The organism is Patescibacteria group bacterium, assembly GCA_020148145.1.
Taxonomy (GTDB): domain Bacteria; phylum Patescibacteriota; class Minisyncoccia; order Minisyncoccales; family JAHCRE01; genus JAHCRE01.
Window position 1 is genome coordinate 1 of record JAHCRE010000008.1, and the last position, 20,838, is coordinate 20,838.

Consider the following 20,838-nt stretch of genomic DNA (forward strand, 5'->3'; position numbering starts at 1 on the left):
CTAATTCTCCTATTTTTTCTTGAAGTTCTTTTGTTCTTTGTTTAACCTGTGTATCTAAGCTTTCAGCTAATTCTTTTAATTCTTTAGTTCTGGCTTCAATTTTTATTTCAAGAGTAGCTTTTTCTTCCTCTAGGCTCTTTTTGACACTAACTAACTCTCTTGCTCTTTCTTTAAGTAGGTCAGTAAAAATATTAGCAACCATTCCAATAAAATAAAAAGTGAGTACTGAAAATAAAAGACTAACAATTATGTAATTTAAATTTTGATAAAGATTAAACCCTAAATCAAAAAAGGGCTTAAAGGGAATAATGTTGAAATAGGGCAAAAGTACTACCAGAGAATAATAAATACTGACTGCCGAACAAACTAAAAGGGCTCTTTTTTTAGAAAAGATTATATTTGTAAAAACAATGGGAAATAAATAAAATATAGCTCCCATCCACTCCACACCTCCTATATTGTAAAACATCAGGCTCATCAAGGGCAGTTCTACCAGTATGTCGTAGCTTAAATATAAATTATTTAAGCCAGAGGCAGTGTTTTGTTTTTCTACTAAAAATCTGAAAATAAAATTAGAAATAAGCCAAACAATTAGTGAAAAAATTACCCAATTTAGTTGCTCTGGCTTGACAAAAGAAAGCAGACCCATTGCCCGGACAGAAATAACTCCAATTAAAAATATAATCAAAGTTCCTTCTCTTAGTCCAAAAGTTGCTTTAATCCTAGTTAAAATATCTTCAAATTCTTCTTTTTCTTTGTTCATATTTTTATTTTACCATAATTTTAATTCTCTTTTAACTTCTTTATTTTCGACCTCTGGCAGTCGCTTAATTAAACTATAAAATTCAAAATTTTTAAGAATTTGGGTTGCTTTTTCTCTATCAAAATTTTTCCAGCGACATTTCTCTAAATTAAAATCAATTGGCGCATCCTTTCTTATTGTAACTAACATCCTTGAAAGAAAAGCCTGGTCTTTAAATTTTAATAATATTTCTTTCAATCTACTCTTTAATTTTTTTGCCTGATCTGTTTTTCCCTCCAGTTCTTTATAAAGATTCTCAATACTTCCAAATTTTTTAATTAAAAAAATAGCAGTTTTCTCGCCTACACCAGGCACTCCGGGAATATTATCTGAAGGGTCTCCTTTTAGTCCCTTGAAGTCGGGAAGTTGCTCGGGCGATATTCCCTGATATTTCTCTTTAACTACTTCTTTGTCATATAAAATAGTTTCTTTAAGTCCTTTTCTTAGAGTATAAACTTTAGTATGAGGATCGACTAATTGTAAAGTGTCTAAATCACCTGATAAAATAATAGTTTCAATTTCAGGTATTATCTGTTTCTTAGGGGCTAATTTAGAAATAGTGCCAATAACATCATCTGCCTCAAAGCCTTCCTTTTCAAAAATAGAAATATTAAAGACTTTTAAGATTTCCTTTACTTTTGGAATCTGATTATATAGTTCTTCCGGAGCCTTTGGTCTGGTAGCCTTGTAATCTTTGTATTTTTCATGACGAAAAGTAGGTGAGGGTAAATCAAAGGTGGCAGCAATGAAATCTGGTTGAAGTTCTCTTATTGCTTTTAAGAAAACTAATAAAAATCCATAAATAGCATTGACTAATTCTCCTTTCTTGGTAGTTAAGGATGGCAAGGCATGATAGGCTCGATGAATTAAGGCATTGCCGTCAATAATAATTAAACGCTTTTTAGGGGCCCGCTCTTGCGGGAGGGTGGTGGGTGGGTTGGAGTCCATTTTTTTATTTTAACACAATTTTTCTTATATTCTTGCCCTCAAACTTAAATTTCAAGGTTAATTTATCTCCAGGTAGAATTTTCTCAATTTTATCTGCCCATTCAATAGCAACAATATTTTTAGGATTAGAAATAATTTTTTTAAATCCTAAATTTAAAATTTCCTTTGGTTTCTCAATCCGATAGCAATCAATATGATAGAAATTTTTAAATTTTGAATTCCTAATTTTAAACCTCTTCAAAATTAAAAAAGAGGGGCTTAAAATTTTCTCTTTTATTCCCAGGCCTTTGGCAAATCCTTGCAAAAAAGTGGTTTTTCCCCCTCCTAAATCTCCTTCTAAACAAATCGAGAAGGCTTTTTCTCCAAGAGAAGTTTTTAAGATCTCTTTAGCTAAAATTTCTCCCAATTTTTTAGTCTGAAAAGAAGAAGTAGTTAAAAATTTGACCATTTTAAAAGAATAAGATATGCTGAAATAATTTAAAAGATTATCTATTTATATTTTAATTGATGGAAGAGATTTCTTCAAAAATTACTGGGGAAGTGATAATTCCTCCAACCACCCTGAACGAAGTTAAAGAAGAGGTAAAGAATATTCTTGATTTTAAGAAAAAAATTGAGAAATTTTTAACCAAAAAGGTTACCGAGCTCCTGGAAGTCATTTTAGGGGGAGCAATAAATCTTGATTCCTCAGATATTCATATTGAACCAGAAGAAGAGCAAGCTAAGCTTAGAACGAGAATTGATGGGGTTTTACATGATGTAATGACTTTAGATTTAAAAATATATAAAACTCTTCTTTCTCGAATTAAACTTCTTTCCGGAATTAAACTCAATATCACTGACCGACCACAAGATGGTCGTTTTACTATTTTAATGGAGAAAACGACAATCGAAATTAGGGCCTCGACCTTACCGGCTGAATATGGAGAATCAATTGTTCTTAGACTTCTAAATCCAAAGAGTCTAATTGAAATTGAGACATTGGGTCTGAGAAAAGACTTAGTAGAAATATTTAAAAAGGAAATTAAAAGGCCAAATGGGATGATTATTGTTACCGGACCTACCGGCTCTGGAAAAACAACCACTCTCTATGCTGTTTTAAAAAGAATTAATAAGCCAGAAATCAAAATTATTACTATTGAGGACCCGGTCGAATATCACCTTAAAGGACTTTCTCAAACTCAAGTGGATTCAGCAAAAGGCTATGATTTTGCTAAAGGACTAAGGTCTATTATGAGGCAGGATCCAGATGTGATTTTAGTAGGGGAGATTAGAGACTTAGAAACAGCTGAAATTGCTCTTCAGGCCGCTTTAACCGGCCATTTAGTCTTCTCTACTTTACATACTAACGATGCTGCTGGAGCAGTGGCTAGGCTTGTTGATTTAGGGGTTCGTCCTATTTCTATTGCCCCAGCAATAAATATGGTCGTTGCCCAGAGACTACCCAGAAGAATCTGTAAAAAATGTGTCAAATTTGTTTCTCCCTCTCCAATTGATTTAAAAAAAATAAAAAAGGGGCTGACAGGAGTCCCAAAAAAGATTTTGCCTCTCTCTTTTACTAATCCTAACCTGAAAATTCCTCAGGCAAAAGGTTGTAAGGATTGTAATTTTACTGGCTATCGAGGCCGAATTGGAATTTATGAAACATTTTTAATCGATGATGAGATGGAAAAATTTATATTAACTTCTCCCTCCATTGTTGCAACGAGAGAATTGGCAATAAAAAAAGGAATGGTCTTAATGCATGGGGATGGGTTAATAAAAGTTTTAGAAGGAATCACCACCATAGAAGAGGTGGAAAGAGTAACCGGAGAATAAAAACCCCACACCATATGAAGCACTGCGCTTCGCGCAAATAAAATGAAATCTGTGCTTCATTGGTGGGGGATAAAATAGCCCTGGAGCTGGGGGCGATGAAGGCTTTAGTCTTAGAACTTAAAGTTTAGAATTTTTCCGAGGAGCGGTCTCGCTCTCGCCAGACCGTCCAACTAAGAGAAATTCCCACCCCCAGCTCCAGGGTTACAGTTTAATTCTAGCAAATTATGAAAAATTTGTCAAGACCTACTTCTCCAATCAAAACCCCTGAGGATTATACCTTAGATTTAACTCTAAGACCTCAAGCCTGGGACGAATATATTGGTCAGGAAAGAATCAAAAAAAATATCAAGATAATCATTGAGGCGGCCAAAAAGAGAAATCAATCGCCAGACCACCTTCTTTTATATGGAAACACTGGATTGGGAAAGACAACTTTAGCCTATCTTATTGCTAAGGAAATGGGGGTAAATATAAGAGTTACTTCAGGACCGGCTATTGAAAGAGCCGGAGATTTAGCAGCAATTTTGACTAATTTATCTGAAGGAGAGGTCCTTTTTATTGATGAATCTCATCGGATTAACAAAGTTTGTGAAGAGTATCTCTATTCAGCAATGGAAGATTTTAAATTAAATCTAATTTTAGGAAAAGGTCCGATGGCCAGAACTATGGAACTAAAACTTCCTCATTTCACTTTAATTGGAGCTACTACTCGAATTGCTCTAATATCTGCTCCTTTGAGAAATAGATTTGGAGCAACTTTCCAACTTAATTTCTATGAAATTTCAGATATTGAAAAAATTATTCAGAGGTCAAGTAAAATTTTAGGAGTAAAAACAGAACCCGAAGCTATAAAAATCATTGCTAAAAGATCTCGTTTTACTCCGAGGGTTGCTAATCGCCTTTTAAAAAGAGTTAGAGATTTTGCCCAGGTCGAGGGAAAAGGAATTATTACTAAAGAAATTGCTAAATCTTCTCTGGGATTCTTAGAGATTGATGAATTTGGCTTAGAACCTGGTGACCGGCGGATTTTGGAAGTAATAATTAAAAAATTTGGCGGGGGACCAGTCGGGCTTCAGGCAATAGCCGCTGCTTCTTCAGAAGAAGAGGATACAATTTTAGATATCTATGAGCCCTATTTGATGCAATTGGGGTTTATTGAGAGAACTCCCCGGGGAAGAATAACAACTCTTTTGGCCTATAAGCATTTGAAAATTTTGGGCAATCAAAAAAGACTTATATGAGAAAAAGTTTTATAGCCTTTGTGGCTTTTTTATTTTTGTTCACCCTATTCTGTCGGGCCGATACCGCTTTATCTGTAATTATTAATGAAATTGCCTGGATGGGAACTCAGGTTTCTTATGCTGACGAATGGATCGAATTATATAATAATACTAATGCACCCCTAAACCTTGATGGATGGGTGCTAAAAGCCAAAGATGGTACTCTTGAAATTAATTTAACGGGAACAATTCGAGCTAATGGTTTTTTTCTTTTAGAAAGAACTAATGACGATACCTTGCCCAATGTTTTAGCTGACCAAATTTATACCGGGGCTTTAAGAAATAAGGGAGAAAATTTAGAGATTTATGACAATCTTGGAAATTTAATAGATTCAGTTAATTGTTCTTCTAGCTGGTTTGCTGGTGATAATCAAACTAAACAAACAATGGAAAGGAAAAAACCAGAACTCTCGGGATCTGACCTCGAGAATTGGCAAACTAGCCAAAATCCTGGCGGAACCCCAAAAACCCAAAATAGCGTTGTTGTAGTCCCACCCCCTGAAGAACTAATTACAGAATCTCAAGAAGAACCTAAAGAAAAATCAAAACCCATCCTTTATCCCTCTGATATTTTTATAAATGAAATTCTCCCTTCGCCTGAAGGGCCGGATGATAAAGAAGAATGGATTGAAATTTTTAATGAAAATAATTTTGAAGTTGATCTTTCAGGCTGGAAAATTAAAGATACTTCTGGCAAAGTCAAAACTTATACTCTTCCAGAAGGAACGAAAATTGGAGGTAGAGAATTTTTAGTTCTTAAAAGACCAATTACTAAAATTACTTTAAATAATGACGGAGGTGGTCTAAATCTTATTCAACCTGATGGAAAAATTATAGGCGAAATCAGTTATGAAAGGGCTTCCTACGACCAATCTTATAATCGGACTGAATCTGGCTGGATTTGGAACAGCACTTTAACCCCTGGCTCTCCAAGTATTAGCCCTACTCCAATTTCAGAGCCTGGAGAAGAAATTAAAGAAGAAAAAACTCAGGAATTCACTGGCGAAAAAGAATTAGCAGCAGTCAGCAAACAAATTCCTAAAGAATTCTCTTCTTTTCTTCCTTTATTAATTGCTTTTGGGGTCGCTATTTTCTCAGGAATAATTATTTTAATCCTTAAAAGAAAAATAAAACCAAAAAATTATTAATTTAAAATTGCTATTTTATCTTAAGTTCGGAGTGGAGTTAAAGCTTAGATACACAAAAACTGCCCGATAACGGACAGTTCTTGTTTTTTTTCTCCTTTTTCCAACCCACAAATCACTATAGGCTCGAAAAAAGAGGAGAGGGGAATTTTGTGTTTAGGCAGATAGCGAGCTAACATTTATGTAGTCTTCTGGTTTCACTGCGAATTCTTTAAGTCGTTCGAATTCGTCCTTTGCAGCTTTTCGTAGTTGCTCGGCAAAAATCCAAACATACGAGATTGCCTCGGATGTTCCAGGAATTTCGAGACGATCTACCATACGGCCGTCAAAGATTATCGTGTCAACATGTCTTTTCTCTCTTGGAAGCTGCGGAATTTTTCCCTCACGAACTATAAATACCTGCAGTTTGTCCTCAAAGGCCCATTGGAATGCGATCCATTTCCAAACCCATTTCCAAATCTTTGTATCGTTCCACAAGTGTTGACCTATAACGATTACCTTCTGAATTTGTATGTCCGCTTCTAGTATACGACAGAGTATCGTAAGTTGCGTTGGTTCAAATTCTTCTAGGCATTCTTCGGATCGAACCCAAGTCAGTAACTTATACGCTTTGGCAGTGGATTCTAGAAGAATTGCCTTGCGAAGCTCCAACCATCGAGATTCTGGCCACCAAAGCCTGCGTAAGTCTTTGAAATTTTCAGGCGATTCAAGTAAATAACGGAGGAATGGCTTTTTATGCATTAAGTTAATCAAAAATTCTAACAGCTTAGCGGCACTCAACCTTTTAGACTTAGCGATTTTTTGCAGTTTTTGGTGCTTATCTGTATGGATTGTTACACTCGAGTAGCCTTTAACAGGCATTTAAATCGCCTCTTGCTATCTTTATTTCTTTCATACTACATCACCCCAAGCTGACTACCAAAATTTGATAGGCAATTCAAGGTGATGTAGAATTCTCCTCTCCATATTTGATTTTAAAGAACTACTCCTTTTTCGAATTCACAATCGCTTATGAGCTCGAAAAAAGAGGGGGGAAGGAAAAGGCAGTTGAAAGAACAACTCTTTTTGAGGTGCTTTCTTAATTGTTTGCTTGAACAATTTTTACAGTTGCCTTTGAATATTTTCTCTTTATTTCCTTCCTCAAGCCTTGCAAGATGAGACGACTGCCGCTACCACCTACGAATATCACGTCATTAAGATTTTTATCTGCGAGAATGTGTGAAACGCCGAAAACTACTCTTTTGCCCCACCATTCCAAGAAATCTTCCAATTCTGCTTTGTTTCTAAAGACTATTCCAAGATTCCATCCTTTTTCTCTTGCTTTTTTCATTTCTATCACCGAGCTATCTACCAAAGTTGATAAACAATTCGGTGATAGAAATTCTTTCCTTCCCCATAATTATTTTAAAGAACAGTATCCGAATAGCCTTACGAATTAGGCACATCCGAATTTTATTTCTCCTTTTTCGAATCCACAAATCTTTATGGGCTCGAAAAAAGAAAGGGGAAATTAAGGTGGAGATTCAGCAGAGACAGATGATATTACTTCTATCCTAAGAGGCGTTTCTTTTATTGTAATCTCCTCTTTTATCACTGATTTGAGTGGTGCCGTTTTGACAAGTCGATTTTTGCGTTGTTCATCAGAGAATATTTCTACTCCGCCTCTTCCTATCACTGCTTCAAGGCCTATATATTCTTTCAGAAAATCTTCAGGCTTTTTTCCTTCAATTCTCAGTGATGGATTTAGGTTCTCACCGGACGGACGATTTGGCTGCCGAGTTCTTGCCAGGACTACTGTGTCACCTTCTGGCTCTAGTGTATATTCTGTCCCAGTCACAGTGGTCATTCTCAATCTCCATGTTTTCTTCTCTTTTACTTCTGTCATTTTTCTCACCTCTTGGCGAGCGAGCTATCTATTAAAATACCTTTAATAAACACTTCGCTCGCCAAAATTTCCTTCCCCATAAATTTTATCAAAGAACTAACTCCTTTTTCCAGCTCACAACTTCCGGAGAGTGGGTCTCCTGATGATTTACGAGCTCGAAAAAAAGGGGGAAGAGCTATCTATAGTTTAAGCTTTTTTGGCGTATTGCCAACCGCAAGCTGGGCACTCGAAGAATTGATAATGGATGACAAACCTACCAGCGAGTCTCCATACTTCTCTGAAGTATCGGCTTTTCACTCTACGGTTACACTGAGGGCATCGGTGTATCAGCCCGAGAAAACCTCTCCTTGGCGGCGGTATATCGCCAGCTTCGCTTCTTTTTAAAATCCCCCCTATGTAATTCCAATCAGTTTCTTTTCCTTGAGTTCTACTTTTCACCTACATCACCCGACCTACTCACTATTTCTTCGACTTCTAATTCTTCGCCAGACTCCTCCATCCATTCGATGAAATCTTCTAATTTAGCGATTTCTTCGTCAATTTCTTTGATTTCTTGACGAAGCTTTTCGATAGCTCCAGAGTCTTTTTTAGACTTTAGTTCTTTTTGTTTTTCATCTCTCAATTTCTTCAGTCCTTGGCAATACTCTATCATCTCTTTTTTTATTTTCTGAGCTTTCTTTCTTTTGTTACTTTTCATCTGTATCATCCGAGCTGTCCACTAAAATTTAATGAACAATCCGGATGATACAAATTCCTCCTTCCCCATAAATTTTATCAAAGAACTATCTTATTTTACATCTTAATTATAGCAAATGAAATTTAATTTGTCAAGGACTGCACCCTACTCCCCGAGAGTTTTTCTCGGGGTTTCTACTGTTTTGAAACAGAAAAGCCATGCAATGTATCCCAATAATTTTTAAAGGTTGACATTCTTTTCCATATTTCAAACGAATATCTGATTCATTGGCTTTAAAAATGGTATTTTCTATTTTAATTTTCTCGAAAACTTTTTCACAATCTGTTTCATTACTAAAAATTGCCCAGCGATGGGCTTTTTTGTTTATTAGCTACTAATGTATGAGTGGTAAGATAACTCAGGTTGACCTTTCTTATTTAATTTGATATTTTAAATTAATATAGGTTTTATTAACTGAAATACTATGGCGGAGGAAGAAAAATCAGAAAAAGACTTATTGGTTGCCCTTATTCTTTCTTTTCTTTTTGGATGGACTGGTATTGACCGTATTTATCTGGGTCATTATTCAACTGGATTTCTAAAGGCGGTTACCTTCGGTGGTGTCGGTCTCTGGTGGTTGCTCGATATTTTCCTTCTCCTTACAGGAGAAATGAAAGATGGTGAAGGCAAACCGATCGACTTCTTTTAATATAAATGTTAGGCGGTTTGTAATAATTGTTGAGTTTGTTGTAAGATTAATTTAGGATATTTAATCAATTCTATCCAATTGGGGCTCAGAAATTGTTTACAACTTCACGCCCCTGCCCGAGAGTTTTTCTCGGGGTTTTTATTATAGACAATATCTTGTTAATTCAATACAATTAAGAAATATGCCATCCAAGGTATTTTCAGCTGCTATTGTCGGGCTCGATGCTCAAATTATTGAAGTAGAAGTTGATGTTTCTTATGGTCTTCGTTGTTTTAATATTGTTGGTCTGCCCGATAAGGCAGTAGAAGAATCAAGGGAAAGAGTAGAGGCAGCAATAAAAAGCACAAAGCTTTTGCCGCCCCATCGAAAACCTCTCAGGGTTTTGGTAAATTTGGCTCCGGCTGATTTAAAAAAGGAAGGTTCTTTATATGACCTCCCAATTGCCCTGGGATTTTTGGTAGCCTCTAAACAGACAAAGTTTAATCCTCAAGATAAGATTTTTCTTGGAGAATTAGCTTTAGATGGAAAATTGAGACCAATTAGAGGAACTTTATCTATTGCCTCGATTGTGAAAGAAAAGGGGTTTTCTGAAATTATCTTGCCAAAGATTAATGCTGCTGAAGCTTCTTTGATTAAGGGTTTAAAGGTAATCGGGGTAGAATCTCTAAAAGAAACTATTGAATACTTAGAAGAGAGAAGAAAAATTTCTCCTTTTGAAATTAATATTGAAGATTTTTTGGAAAAACCTGAATATCCGGTTGACCTTTGCTGGATTAAAGGCCAGGAGTATGCCAAAAGGGCTCTAGAGATTGCTGCTGCCGGCAGTCATAATCTCTTAATGTCAGGGCCACCAGGAGCTGGCAAAACTTTGTTGGCAAAAGCCATTCCTTCTATCTTGCCAAGACTTTCTTTTGAAGAGTCATTAGAAGTTACCAAAATCTATAGTATAGCTGGACTTTTATCAAAAAATAAACCATTAATTAATCTCAGGCCATTTCGGTCTCCTCACCATACTGCATCTGAAGTTGGTTTAATTGGAGGAGGAAGTCCACCCCGGCCAGGAGAAATAACCTTATCCCATCGGGGAGTTTTGTTTTTGGATGAATTTCCTGAATTTCATCGAGATGTTTTAGAAAGTCTCCGTCAACCAATTGAAGAAGGGGAAATTACTATTTTAAGAGCAAGGCATTCTCTGACCTTGCCAGCCCGCTTTACTTTGGTGGCAGCAACCAATCCCTGCCCTTGTGGATATCTAAATGACCCAGAAAAAAATTGTACCTGTACTCCCTCTCAGATTCAAAAATACAAAAGAAAACTTTCCGGTCCTTTAATGGATAGGGTTGACCTTTTTATTGAAGTCCCTCCTTTAAAGTATGAAAAATTAGTAGCTCCAGATAATGAATATTCCAGCCAAAGAATAAGAGAAAGAGTGGAAAGGGCTCGTCAAATTCAAAAAGAAAGATTTTTTAATAAAAAGGCCTTAGTTAATTCAGAAATGAAAATTCCAGTAATTAAAAAATATTGCCAAATTAATTTAAAATCTCAGGATCTTTTAAGAAATTATGTTAATTCTGGTAGGCTCTCGGCTCGGGGTTATCACCGAGTCCTAAAAGTTGCCAGGACAATTGCTGACTTAGATAGTTCAGAAAATATTTCTTATTCCCATTTAGCTGAGGCTTTAATGTACAGAATAAGAGAAGGATAATGATAAGTTGAGTTATTAAAAAAGCGGGAATTAATCCCGTTTTTTTATTACTTTGAAAAGATAAATTTTTTATCTAGCAAATGGGTTTTTAGCGCCCCGGACCCCGAAGTGAAGATGGCAACCAGTTGACCTTCCGGCTCCCGGAGTACCTGGTTGGCCACCCATTAGGGCAATCATTTGCCCCTGGGAAACTTGTTCTCCCGGACTAACCAAACTACTGGCAATATGACCATACATTGTTACTACACCGTTGGGATGTAAAACTGTCAGATAATTTCCTGCTCCTTTATTCCAGCCATATTGAACTCTTAAAACTTTCCCTCCAGCAGCCGCATAAATTAGCTCACCGCATTTCCCATGAGTAAAATCTATGGCATTGTACCAATGGAGCCCCTGGCTAATGCTACAAGGAGAAGAAATAGGACAAATAAAATAACTTGTAGCCAAGGGGACATAGGAAGAAACATATTTTGGCGATGGAGGAGGCATTACTCCATCAGGGATAATTAAGATATCGCCGATATAAATATCTCCTTCTTCGGAAAGCTCATTGAAAGCAATGATATTTGCTATCTCTTCCTTGTATTCTTTAGCAATTTTGCTTAAAGTCTCACCCGATTTAACATGGTGGATTACTCCTGAAACCGGCAAAATAACCAATTTTTGTCCAGGTTTTATAATCGAACTTTTATTTAAATCATTAGCCCAAAGTAAAGTATTAAGAGAAATATCAAAATTTTCAGCAATAGTTGTGAGATTATCTCCTGATTGAACTATATACTCAACAATCTCTTTTTTGATTTCTGATTCAGAACTTCCTATCAAACTTCCTAAAATCTGGGGGGTAACCATAACCGGGGGAAAAGAACCTTTTAGGGTGCTTTTTTGGATTAAATAAAAATCAGGGGATTCTACCCGGGAATTTTTTATTGGGCCTAAAAATAAATTCTCCTCTTTTTGCTGGAGCCATTGGAAAAAAGAGGAGTCTTTTTTATTGTTTAAAAATTGAGAAAAAATAGAAAAAATAATTCCCAATAAAATAATTGAAATTATTCCTAAATAAAGAAAGGAGTCTTTTGGAGATCCTTTAAAAATTATCATTTTAAGTTTTTGAAAAAAATTAGGAATATTTTTCTCTTTTATTAAGTTTTATTGCTCTTTTTCAGTTTAGCCAATCAAAAACAAATGTCAAGCCCTTGCCCAATATGGTATTATTAATTGATGGAGCTGACTTCGATAAGATTTTTAAAAAAATTACTCAAAAAATATCAGGCTCGTCCTTTAAAAAGGTTTGGCCAGAATTTTTTAATTGATAAAAAGGTTTTAGAGAAAATTATTGAGGCGGCGAGTCTCCAGCCAAAAGATATTATTTTAGAAATTGGCCCGGGAATTGGCACTTTAACTTTAGAATTAACAAAAAGAGTAAAGAAAGTTATTGCTATTGAAAAAGATAAAAAGATGTATGAAATATTGAAAGAAACCCTTGCCGATTTTAAAAATGTAGAAATTATCCAAGAAGATATTTTAAAACTAGACCTTAAGCCCTACACCCTATACCCTTATAAAGTTGTGGCTAATCTACCTTATTATATTGTTTCCCCAACAATCCGCAAATTCTTAGAATTGTGCGAGGCTAAGCCTCGAACAATGATTCTAATGATTCAAAAAGAAGTAGCCCAGAGGATTTGTTCAAGGCCACCAAATATGAGTATCCTGTCAATCTCTGTTCAATTTTATGCAAAACCAGAAATTATATCTTTTGTTTCGAAAAAATCTTTCTGGCCCCAACCTAAAGTAGATAGTGCAATTCTTCGAATTGCACCGCTGATTAATGCTGATAGAAAACTGATTATTACTGATTTGTTTTTTAAAATTGTTAAGGCAGGTTTTTCTCAACCAAGAAAACAACTTGTCAACAATCTATCAAAAAGGTTAAAATTAGATAAAGAGAAAATAAAAAATTGGCTCTTGAAAAATAAAATCCAGCCGAACCAGAGAGCGGAAACTTTAAGTGTTGAAGATTGGATGAATTTAATTAAAACTTATCATTTTCAATAATTTAATTTTGTTTTATAATAAATTAATGAGCCAAAAATTTCTTAAAAAATTTTTCTTAGCTTTTATCAAACTAAATAAAAAAGTGCTAATTTCGGCTCTTTTATTTTTTGTTGTTTTTGGATTGATTTTACCCCTTTTGGCGTCAGCCGCGGCCTGGTGGGATGTCCCGGGAAAAATCGGTGAGGCCATAGCAAATGCCATTGCAGCTCCAATACTTGGAGTTCTCGGTTTCGTCATTTTCTCAATTCCTCTCTATATTTCTAGTCTTATATTAGGTATAGTCGCTATAATTTTGGGTCATGTCATTAGTCCAGATTTTATCTCATGGAAGTTTACTGATAATCCTTTTGTTAATGCCGGCCTTAATTTAACCCGGGACTTTGCTAATATGGGATTTGTTCTCTTCTTAGCTGTTATTGCCTTAGCTACTGCCTTGCGAATTCAAGAATATAAAGCCAAAAAAACTCTACCCATTTTAATAATTATTGCCCTACTTGTTAATTTTACTCCAGTCTTTTGCGGAGTAATTATTGATGCTTCGAATATCGCAATGTTTACTTTGCTAAAGGACCAAACAGGAATAAATGGTTTTCTAGACGCTTTCGGGGTCGCAACCGATGCGCTTGGGGAAGTTATCGAGATCAACTTCAATATCAAGGACACTATAGAGGATCTTGCTCGGGTTGTAGTTTTGATAATTTTTAATTATTTTGCCGCATTTATTCTCATTCTTTTTATTTTCTTGTTCATTATGAGGTATGTTATGCTTTGGATTTTAGTAATTTTATCGCCAATTGCCTTTGTTTCTTATATTTTGCCAATAACCAGAAGGGGCATTGGAAGAGGAAGTCTTTTAAATTGGAGAGCCTGGTGGCAACAATTTATTGCCTGGTCTATTATCGGGATAATTGCTGCTTTTTTTGTTTACTTAGCTAATCACATGTTTAATATGATAGGAGGGCTTATTGAAGATTTTTCTGACGTGGAAAGAGCAGGGCTTGGTCTATTAGATGGGGTCTTGCCTTATCTTATTCCCCTGGTTTTGTTATGGATTGGTTATCGGGAAGCAAAAAAAACTTCGGCTATATTTGCCCGGGAAATCATTGAAATGCCAGAAAAAGTGGCAAAGGGGGCAGCCACGGCAGCAGCAATAGCAGCAACGAGTGGGGCAGCAATGGCAGCAGGAGGGGCATTAAAAGGAGCTATGGGGACATTAGCCTCAGCACAAAGATTTGGAAAGTTTAAAGAAAAACATCCAAGATTAGCGACAGTAGCCAGCCCCTTTGCTAAGTCAATGCAATGGGGAAAACGAAGAGTAACTGGTGCTCAAGAATGGGCCGGAAGAGTAGCCAAAGAACATCCAAGGCTTGCTGCAGCAGGAAGAGGTTTAAAGGCAGCTTTCTGGGAATACGAAAAGAAAATAAAACCCAAAGAAGAGGAAATAAGCAAACGGGCATATAAAATTTACGAAAAACGTAAGAAAGAAGGGAAACCTGGTACCACTGAAGCAGACTGGAAACAGGCAGAAAAAGAACTAACAATAAAAATTAAAAAACCGGGAATTATAATGCCTACAAAAGAAGGTATAAAAACTGTAAGAAAAGGAATCAAAACTGCCCTGGAAGATTTTATAAAGAAAAGAGGGGCGACGATACCGCTAGAGAAAGAAAAGGATATAGAAAAAATAGAAAGTGCATTGATAAAAAAGGAGAGGGAGGAAGCGCTGACAGAAGAGGAATTAAGAGAATTACCAGAAACACTAAGAAAAATATGGGAAGAGCAAGGAAGAGAACCAACTTCAGAAGAATTCAGAAGGGAACTAGCTAAAATAAGAAAGGCGGTAGAACGAAAACGACCAACAGCACCGCCAGCTCCAGCCGCACCGCCGGCACCTCCACCAACAACACCGACAGCTCCAAAACCAAAAAAGAAACCACCTCGGGGAAGAAGGGGAGTTTAAGATAACTCAAAATAAAAAATAGGGAGATTAGATTAAGAAATCAATCTCCCTTTTTTGTTTATTTTAGAGCTTCTATGCCTTTTACTAGCTTCTCAAGTGTTTCTCTTAATGTCTTAAACTCTTCGGGCCTAATAGACTCAGTAGCTCTTCCGGGAAAAACTCGAGAGAGAATATCGGCCATTCCAGGAAGTGGGATTATCCACTTTGCTCCTTTTTCTGGAGATTTTTCAAGTGCTTCTAGGGTCCTAACCAGTTCTCCTAGTTTTCCTTTAGCCTCGACAGCTCCATAGACAGTGGCTATTCTTTCAGCTTCGGCTGAAGCCTCAACAAGAATTCTTTCTTTTTCTCGCTCGGCAGACCATTTTTTCAGCGTCGCTTCCCGATAATCTTCTGGAGGCTCAATCTCTTTGACTTCAATCTTCTTGAGATCTATTCCGTAAAGATCTTTGAAATCTTTTATTAGAGCATCCAACTTTGCCTGGAGCTTCCCTCCCATTGCCTCTTTTTCTTTAACCAAATCTTTGTATGAGGATTGAGCAATATAGTCACGGACCGATGGTTTTATCCTATTTATCACTGTTTCCAGCCAGTTTTCAATCCTAAATAGAGCTTTGTAGGGATTGGTAATTCCTATTGTCAAGAGGAGTTCAATGTGAAGCGGTAAAAGCTCCGAGTCTTCGGCTTCCTTAACTTCGCACCAGTAGACATCGTCCTTAATAAGAATATAGTCAAGCGTCTCTTTAGGGTGGTGTTGAACCTCACCATCTTCAGTCACGCCAGTCCATCGAAAATCGTAAATATAGATATCTTTAATTGGCCAGAATCCGTAGCATCTTAAACCTCCTAATGGATGCCGTGGTTCTCTGTAAGTTTTCCCTGCTATCACTGTTCCTTCGGGGATAACATTCCAATCATCATCCAAGGTATGCCCTCTCCATTGGATAAGCACTTCCTCAACTTTATCTCCTATGACAACAACCTTTGCTGTTGCTTCTTTAGCGAAGGTAAAGAAGTAGTTGTTCGGCGCCAGATAGAAGTAGACCAGCGAGAATATTCCCGCCACCAGCCCTATTACTATCAGCACTAATACTATCAGTCCAAACATTTTCTTTTCATCTCCATATTTAGTTTTTAAGGTATTTATATTATATTATATTAAAATATTTTTGTCAAGGATAATTTTTACTTCCTCTTTCTTTTTATGTTATAATTAACAGAGTTAAAAAATCCCTATCAAAAATTAAAATAAAGTGGTAAAATATATTTAGAATTAATTAATAAAATTATGCCAGAAGAAGATTCACCAGAAAAATTATCTAATGAAATTCCAAAAGAACTTTTGGATTTAGTCCAGGCCGAAGATACATCCTTGAAGATTTCTAGAATTTGTTTTGAAAATAAAATAGAAGAAGATGAAAAAATCAAAGAAATAGCCTATCAGGCTGGTCGGGTTTTACTCGGTGATTTGCCTCCGGGGAAATTCCAGGAAATTTTAACAGAGAAAATAAAACTTTCATCTTTTTTAGCCAGGAAAATTGCCCGGGAAATTAATGAATCAGTTTTTTATCCAGTAAAAGAAAGTTTAGCCACTCTTTATAAAGAAGAAATTACTCCAATAGAAAAACCACCAGCTAGACCTTTGAAAGTTCCTTCTCCACCTGAGGCTGCGCCGGAAAAAAAACCGGAAACCCCAAAAAAAGTGGGTACTTACCGAGAACCAATTGAATAAACAAAAATATGCAATATACCGTTCCAAAATTTATTGAAAGAAAGCCAAAAATAGTGGGACCTCTTACTTTTAAGCAATTTGTTTTTATTGGGGGAGCCGGAGGGATTTGTTTTTTCCTTTATTTTTTTCTTGGCAAAAAAATTACCCCCTTCTTTGTATTAATTGCTATAATCTTAATGGGGGGATCTTTAGCGCTGGCTTTTTTAAAAATTAAGGGCTATTCTTTACCAACGTTTGTTAAAAATTCTTTAATGTTTTTTCTTTCCACAAAAATTTTCATTTGGAAAAGAAAATTTCTTCCTCCAAAAATGGAAAAAGTTAAGAAAGTAGAAAAAGAGGTTGAGGAAGAGTCTTCATTAAAGATTGCTGGAAGAAGTCGGTTACAAAAATTATCAACTCAATTAGAAACAAAAACAAAATAAAAAATGGCAAAGATAACTACCCAGAAATTTTTAAAAATTGAACAGATTAGAGAAGGAATCATTGTCTTAAAAGACAAGTCCTTAAGAGGAATTTTGATGGTCTCTTCTCTAAATTTTGCCTTAAAGTCTGAAGAAGAACAAAAGGCTATTTTGTATCAATTCCAAAATTTTCTGAATTCTTTGGATTTCTCCTGCCAAATCCTTCTTCAATCCCGAAGAATAAATATCACTGGTTATTTAGATAAATTAAAAGAGCTAGAAGAAAAACAAGAAAACGAACTCTTAAAAATTCAGACCGCTGGCTATCGAGAATTCATTCAAGAACTGGTAAAGGCCGGAACAATTATGAAAAAAAGTTTTTATGTTATCATTCCCTTTATTCCCATGTTATTGGAAATAGAAAAGGGTGATCGGGGAAAATTTCTAAAAAGGCCGAAAGTTCCTACTCTAACCGAAGAAAGCTTTCAAAGACATAAAAAGCAGCTCTGGCAGAGAATGGAATTTGTAGCCTTGGGGCTACGAAGGTGCGGCCTTCAAGCTATCCCTTTAGTTACTACTGAACTAATTGAATTTTTCTGGGGGCTTTATCATCCAAAAGAAGCGGAACTTGGATATTTCCCTGAAATTCCTCCTGAACTTGCTAAATAAAAAATATGAAATTACCATTTCTCAAAAAAAAGAAGCCAGAAATTCCAGAAAAAATATTTGAAGCAGAGTTAGTTAAGGCAACTGATATTATTGCTCCTTCTTCTATTGAAGTCACCTCAAATTACCTGAAAATAGGTGAAAGATTTGCCAAAAGTTATTTCATTTTCTCTTATCCAAGATATTTAAGCACGGCCTGGCTCTCTCCAGTTATAGATTTGGATATCCCTCTTGATATTTCCTTTTTTGTTCACCCAATTGAAAGTGGAATGATTATGAAGCAGTTAGTTAAAAAGGTAGCTGAAATTCAATCTGAAATTATGGAAAGAGAAGAGAAAGGGCTAGTCCGGGATCCGGCCTTAGAAGTTGCCTATCGAGATATAGAAGAGTTAAGAGATAAACTCCAGACTGCCCGAGAAAGGATGTTTAGGTTTGGGCTTTATCTGACTGTCTATGTTGATAACGAAGAAAAATTCAGAGATACGGAAACTGCTCTCCGTTCACTCCTTGAGGGAAGACTGATTTATATCAAACCAGCCCTCTTCCAGCAACATGAAGGATTTATCTCCACCTCTCCCTATGGTTTAGACCGCCTTCAAATCCATACCCCAATGAATACCGAACCCCTATCTTCTGTCTTTCCTTTTGTTTCTTTTGATTTGAGTTCGAATGAGGGAATTTTATATGGAGTTAATCGTCACAACAATTCTTTAATTTTATTTGACAGATTCACCCTGGAGAACGCCAATGCAGTAGCTTTTGGCAAGGCAGGTTCGGGTAAAAGTTATGCTGTAAAATTAGAGATTTTAAGATCTCTAATGTTAGGAGTTGATGTCATTGTTATTGATCCTGAAAACGAATATGGGGCTTTGTCTGATGCCGTTGGTGGTTCTTATTTTAAGATTTCCATAGCTGCTCCCTATCATATCAATCCTTTTGAATTACCTCTTCCTAGAGAAGATGAAAGGCCAGACGATATTTTAAGGTCAAATATTATAAACTTGGTTGGCCTTTTAAGGCTTATGCTTGGGGGCCTAACTCCAGAAGAAGACGCTATCATTGATCGAGCCCTGACCGAAACCTATGCTGCTAAAGATATTACTTCCGAGACTGACCCTAATACCTGGAAAGATAGTCTACCCCTAATGTCAGATTTGGAAACGGTCTTGGAAACAATGGAAGGAACGGGGTCTTTAGTTAGAAGACTTCAAAAATTTACTAAAGGTGCTTATTCTAAATTTTTCAACCAACCTTCGAATATCTCAATGGAAAAGGGGTTCATTGTCTTTGGAATAAGAGACATGGAAGAGGAGTTAAAACCAATGGCTCTTTATGTAATTTTAAGATATATTTGGAAGATAGTCAGAACAAGCCTTAAAAAAAGAATTTTAGTTGTTGATGAGGCCTGGTGGCTAATGCAAACAGAGGATGGAGCTTCCTTTTTATATGGAATCTGTAAAAGAGCCAGAAAATATTGGTTAGGAGTAACAACTGTTACCCAGGATATTAACGATTTTATGAAATCAGTTTATGGCCAGCCAATCATTACCAATTCCTCTTTGCAACTTTTACTAAAGCAATCACCAGCAACAATTGATATTGTCAAAAAGACCTTTAATTTAACTGAAGAGGAAAAATATCTACTGCTTGAGGCAGAGGTTGGGGAGGGATTGTTTTTTGCCGGGCAAAAACATGTTGCTATAAAAGTAGTTGCCTCTTATGCTGAAGACCAGATAATTACCACTGCCCCTGAAGAAATTTTAAAAATTAAAAAAGCAAAAATAGAATTAAAAAAAGAAATTTAGGCCATGTCAATTTCTAAAAAAATATTAATTATCTCTCTTTTAGCAGCCTTTTTAACCTTTGCTTTGGTTGGTTTTTCTTTAGCCCAAAGAGAACCTGAGATTGACTACCCAGAAATACCTGGGGCTCCAGAAATCACCAGAGAAACAATCTTACCAGACTACATAGTCTATATCTTCAACTTTGCCTTAATGATTATTGGCTTAGTTGCCTTTGGGGCATTGATATGGGGTGGAGTTCGCTATTTAACTTCAATTGGTAACCCGGCTGCTATGGCTGATGCTAAAGACCAGATCTTTGCTGGACTCTTGGGTCTAATTATTTTACTTTCTTCTTATTTAATTTTAACTACCATTAATCCTGAGTTAATATTCCTTGGTCTTGGAGAAGAAAAAATCAAGATAAGAGAACCAGGAGAAAGAAAAATATCAACTACAATAACCCTGCCTGTCGAGTTTCGAGCTTATGCTATAGGTACTCCTATTGCTGCAGATTTTCACGAATCGCTGGGAGACGTAAATTGGGATCGTACTATTAATATTTTTGATGCAGTTGTTCTTAGCAAGGTATTTGGCCTTACTTCTGAAGATGCAGGATATGATCCAAATTGCGATCTCAATTTTGATGAGAGAATTGATATATCTGATATTGCTATAATGGGAAAGAATCTCGACAAGGCAGTAGAGATATATCATATAACAGAGGAAGAGTCAGCAGGAGAAGGCCTTACTCTTTATATCCCCTTTGAGAGAGCTAAACCCTCACGTATATTTCAAGCTGTCTTAGATAGAAATAATATCGAAGGAGTAGAGGTAAGACACGCAATAGCAACAACTGATATAACTCCAATAGAAGTTGATTTCCATTTCTTAGGTATACTTCCAAAAGAAGTTTCACCTGCTTGTACTGAGCTAACAGAAGAAATAAACGCCAGAGATGGCGCAGCATGTGGAGATCCAAACTATGATCCTCTTTATGACGTCAACAAAGACCAAATAATTGATCTATTTGATGTTGAGAGGGTTGGTGATTGTAAAGGAGATGGGGCTTGTTGTAATGGATTAAAGGATCCCGCTAGCCCTTGTCCTGCTCCAACTTGTGACGAGATGCAATCCCGAATCACTACTGCATTTGGAGAAAGTTGTGGTGATGCATTTTACGACCCTATTGCAGATATAAACAAAGATCAGATAGTTGATGCTTTTGATGCTGCAGCATTTGCTATCTGTGGAATGGATGAGGCTTGCTGTCAG

21 protein-coding genes are annotated in these 20,838 nt (G+C 36.2%); 12 read left to right on the forward strand and 9 right to left on the reverse strand.

Features of this window, described 5'->3' with window-relative positions:
• The 3 genes from KJA15_00770 to tsaE form a co-directional block, all read right to left on the reverse strand.
• Positions 1–763, reverse strand: a 763-nt coding sequence (locus KJA15_00770) for a hypothetical protein (GenBank protein ID MBZ9571859.1), incomplete at its 3' end; no start/stop codon positions are given.
• Positions 764–772: 9 nt separating this feature from the next.
• Positions 773–1,750 carry a hypothetical protein gene (locus KJA15_00775; protein MBZ9571860.1) on the reverse strand — a complete coding sequence of 326 codons (978 nt, stop codon included), beginning with the start codon at positions 1,748–1,750 and terminating at the stop codon, positions 773–775.
• 4 nt (positions 1,751–1,754) lie between these two features.
• Entirely contained in the window at positions 1,755–2,198 is a 444-nt protein-coding gene (tsaE, locus tag KJA15_00780; protein ID MBZ9571861.1) for a tRNA (adenosine(37)-N6)-threonylcarbamoyltransferase complex ATPase subunit type 1 TsaE, read from the reverse strand.
• A gap of 59 nt (positions 2,199–2,257) precedes the next feature.
• Between tsaE and KJA15_00785 the strand changes: the two genes are divergently transcribed.
• From KJA15_00785 to KJA15_00795, 3 genes are all read left to right on the forward strand, one after another.
• On the forward strand, positions 2,258–3,568 hold the full coding sequence (locus KJA15_00785; protein MBZ9571862.1) for a type II/IV secretion system protein: 1,311 nt from the start codon (positions 2,258–2,260) through the stop codon (positions 3,566–3,568).
• 224 nt (positions 3,569–3,792) lie between these two features.
• On the forward strand, positions 3,793–4,809 hold the full coding sequence (gene ruvB / locus KJA15_00790) for a Holliday junction branch migration DNA helicase RuvB (protein MBZ9571863.1): 1,017 nt from the start codon (positions 3,793–3,795) through the stop codon (positions 4,807–4,809).
• A complete protein-coding gene (locus KJA15_00795; GenBank protein ID MBZ9571864.1) occupies positions 4,806–5,996 on the forward strand; it encodes a lamin tail domain-containing protein in 1,191 nt (396 codons plus the stop codon). The genes ruvB and KJA15_00795 overlap by 4 nt, the downstream gene beginning before the upstream one ends.
• 153 nt (positions 5,997–6,149) lie before the next feature.
• Here the strand turns inward: KJA15_00795 and KJA15_00800 are convergent, their stop codons facing one another.
• The 4 genes from KJA15_00800 to KJA15_00815 all read right to left on the reverse strand — a co-directional run bounded on the left by KJA15_00800 (position 6,150) and on the right by KJA15_00815 (position 8,575).
• On the reverse strand, positions 6,150–6,734 hold the full coding sequence (locus tag KJA15_00800) for a hypothetical protein (protein ID MBZ9571865.1): 585 nt from the start codon (positions 6,732–6,734) through the stop codon (positions 6,150–6,152).
• A 337-nt stretch (positions 6,735–7,071) separates the two neighbouring features.
• Entirely contained in the window at positions 7,072–7,323 is a 252-nt protein-coding gene (locus tag KJA15_00805; protein ID MBZ9571866.1) for a hypothetical protein, read from the reverse strand.
• Positions 7,324–7,503: 180 nt separating this feature from the next.
• Complete coding sequence (locus tag KJA15_00810) at positions 7,504–7,878, reverse strand: hypothetical protein (protein MBZ9571867.1); 375 nt, start codon at positions 7,876–7,878, stop codon at positions 7,504–7,506.
• 427 nt (positions 7,879–8,305) lie between these two features.
• The gene (locus KJA15_00815) at positions 8,306–8,575 is read right to left on the reverse strand and encodes a hypothetical protein (GenBank protein ID MBZ9571868.1); all 270 of its coding nucleotides are present in this window, start codon (positions 8,573–8,575) and stop codon (positions 8,306–8,308) included.
• Positions 8,576–9,038: 463 nt separating this feature from the next.
• Here KJA15_00815 and KJA15_00820 point away from each other — a divergent pair, with 463 nt between their 5' ends.
• Both KJA15_00820 and KJA15_00825 read left to right on the forward strand, forming a co-directional pair.
• A complete protein-coding gene (locus KJA15_00820; protein ID MBZ9571869.1) occupies positions 9,039–9,263 on the forward strand; it encodes a TM2 domain-containing protein in 225 nt (74 codons plus the stop codon).
• Between the two features lie 181 nt (positions 9,264–9,444).
• Complete coding sequence (locus tag KJA15_00825) at positions 9,445–10,968, forward strand: YifB family Mg chelatase-like AAA ATPase (GenBank protein MBZ9571870.1); 1,524 nt, start codon at positions 9,445–9,447, stop codon at positions 10,966–10,968.
• 69 nt (positions 10,969–11,037) lie between these two features.
• Here the strand turns inward: KJA15_00825 and KJA15_00830 are convergent, their stop codons facing one another.
• The gene (locus KJA15_00830) at positions 11,038–12,069 is read right to left on the reverse strand and encodes a LysM peptidoglycan-binding domain-containing protein (protein MBZ9571871.1); all 1,032 of its coding nucleotides are present in this window, start codon (positions 12,067–12,069) and stop codon (positions 11,038–11,040) included.
• Between the two features lie 120 nt (positions 12,070–12,189).
• On the opposite strand from KJA15_00830, the gene rsmA reads away from it, so the two are divergent.
• Positions 12,190–13,026 (forward strand): ribosomal RNA small subunit methyltransferase A, encoded by an 837-nt coding sequence (gene rsmA / locus KJA15_00835; protein MBZ9571872.1) that lies wholly within the window; start codon positions 12,190–12,192, stop codon positions 13,024–13,026.
• 25 nt (positions 13,027–13,051) lie between these two features.
• On the forward strand, positions 13,052–14,986 hold the full coding sequence (locus tag KJA15_00840) for a DUF2934 domain-containing protein (protein MBZ9571873.1): 1,935 nt from the start codon (positions 13,052–13,054) through the stop codon (positions 14,984–14,986).
• Positions 14,987–15,044: 58 nt separating this feature from the next.
• Here KJA15_00840 and KJA15_00845 read toward each other — a convergent pair whose 3' ends face one another.
• Complete coding sequence (locus KJA15_00845; protein MBZ9571874.1) at positions 15,045–16,091, reverse strand: hypothetical protein; 1,047 nt, start codon at positions 16,089–16,091, stop codon at positions 15,045–15,047.
• A gap of 180 nt (positions 16,092–16,271) precedes the next feature.
• Between KJA15_00845 and KJA15_00850 the strand changes: the two genes are divergently transcribed.
• The 5 genes from KJA15_00850 to KJA15_00870 form a co-directional block, all read left to right on the forward strand.
• Positions 16,272–16,715 carry a hypothetical protein gene (locus KJA15_00850; GenBank protein MBZ9571875.1) on the forward strand — a complete coding sequence of 148 codons (444 nt, stop codon included), beginning with the start codon at positions 16,272–16,274 and terminating at the stop codon, positions 16,713–16,715.
• An 8-nt stretch (positions 16,716–16,723) separates the two neighbouring features.
• Complete coding sequence (locus KJA15_00855; GenBank protein ID MBZ9571876.1) at positions 16,724–17,137, forward strand: PrgI family protein; 414 nt, start codon at positions 16,724–16,726, stop codon at positions 17,135–17,137.
• A 3-nt stretch (positions 17,138–17,140) separates the two neighbouring features.
• A complete protein-coding gene (locus KJA15_00860; protein ID MBZ9571877.1) occupies positions 17,141–17,785 on the forward strand; it encodes a hypothetical protein in 645 nt (214 codons plus the stop codon).
• A 5-nt stretch (positions 17,786–17,790) separates the two neighbouring features.
• Positions 17,791–19,587: a DUF87 domain-containing protein gene (locus KJA15_00865; protein ID MBZ9571878.1), complete on the forward strand. Its 1,797-nt coding sequence runs from the start codon at positions 17,791–17,793 to the stop codon at positions 19,585–19,587.
• 3 nt (positions 19,588–19,590) lie between these two features.
• Positions 19,591–20,838 (forward strand): hypothetical protein (locus KJA15_00870; protein ID MBZ9571879.1); only part of this gene is annotated, 1,248 nt, incomplete at its 3' end.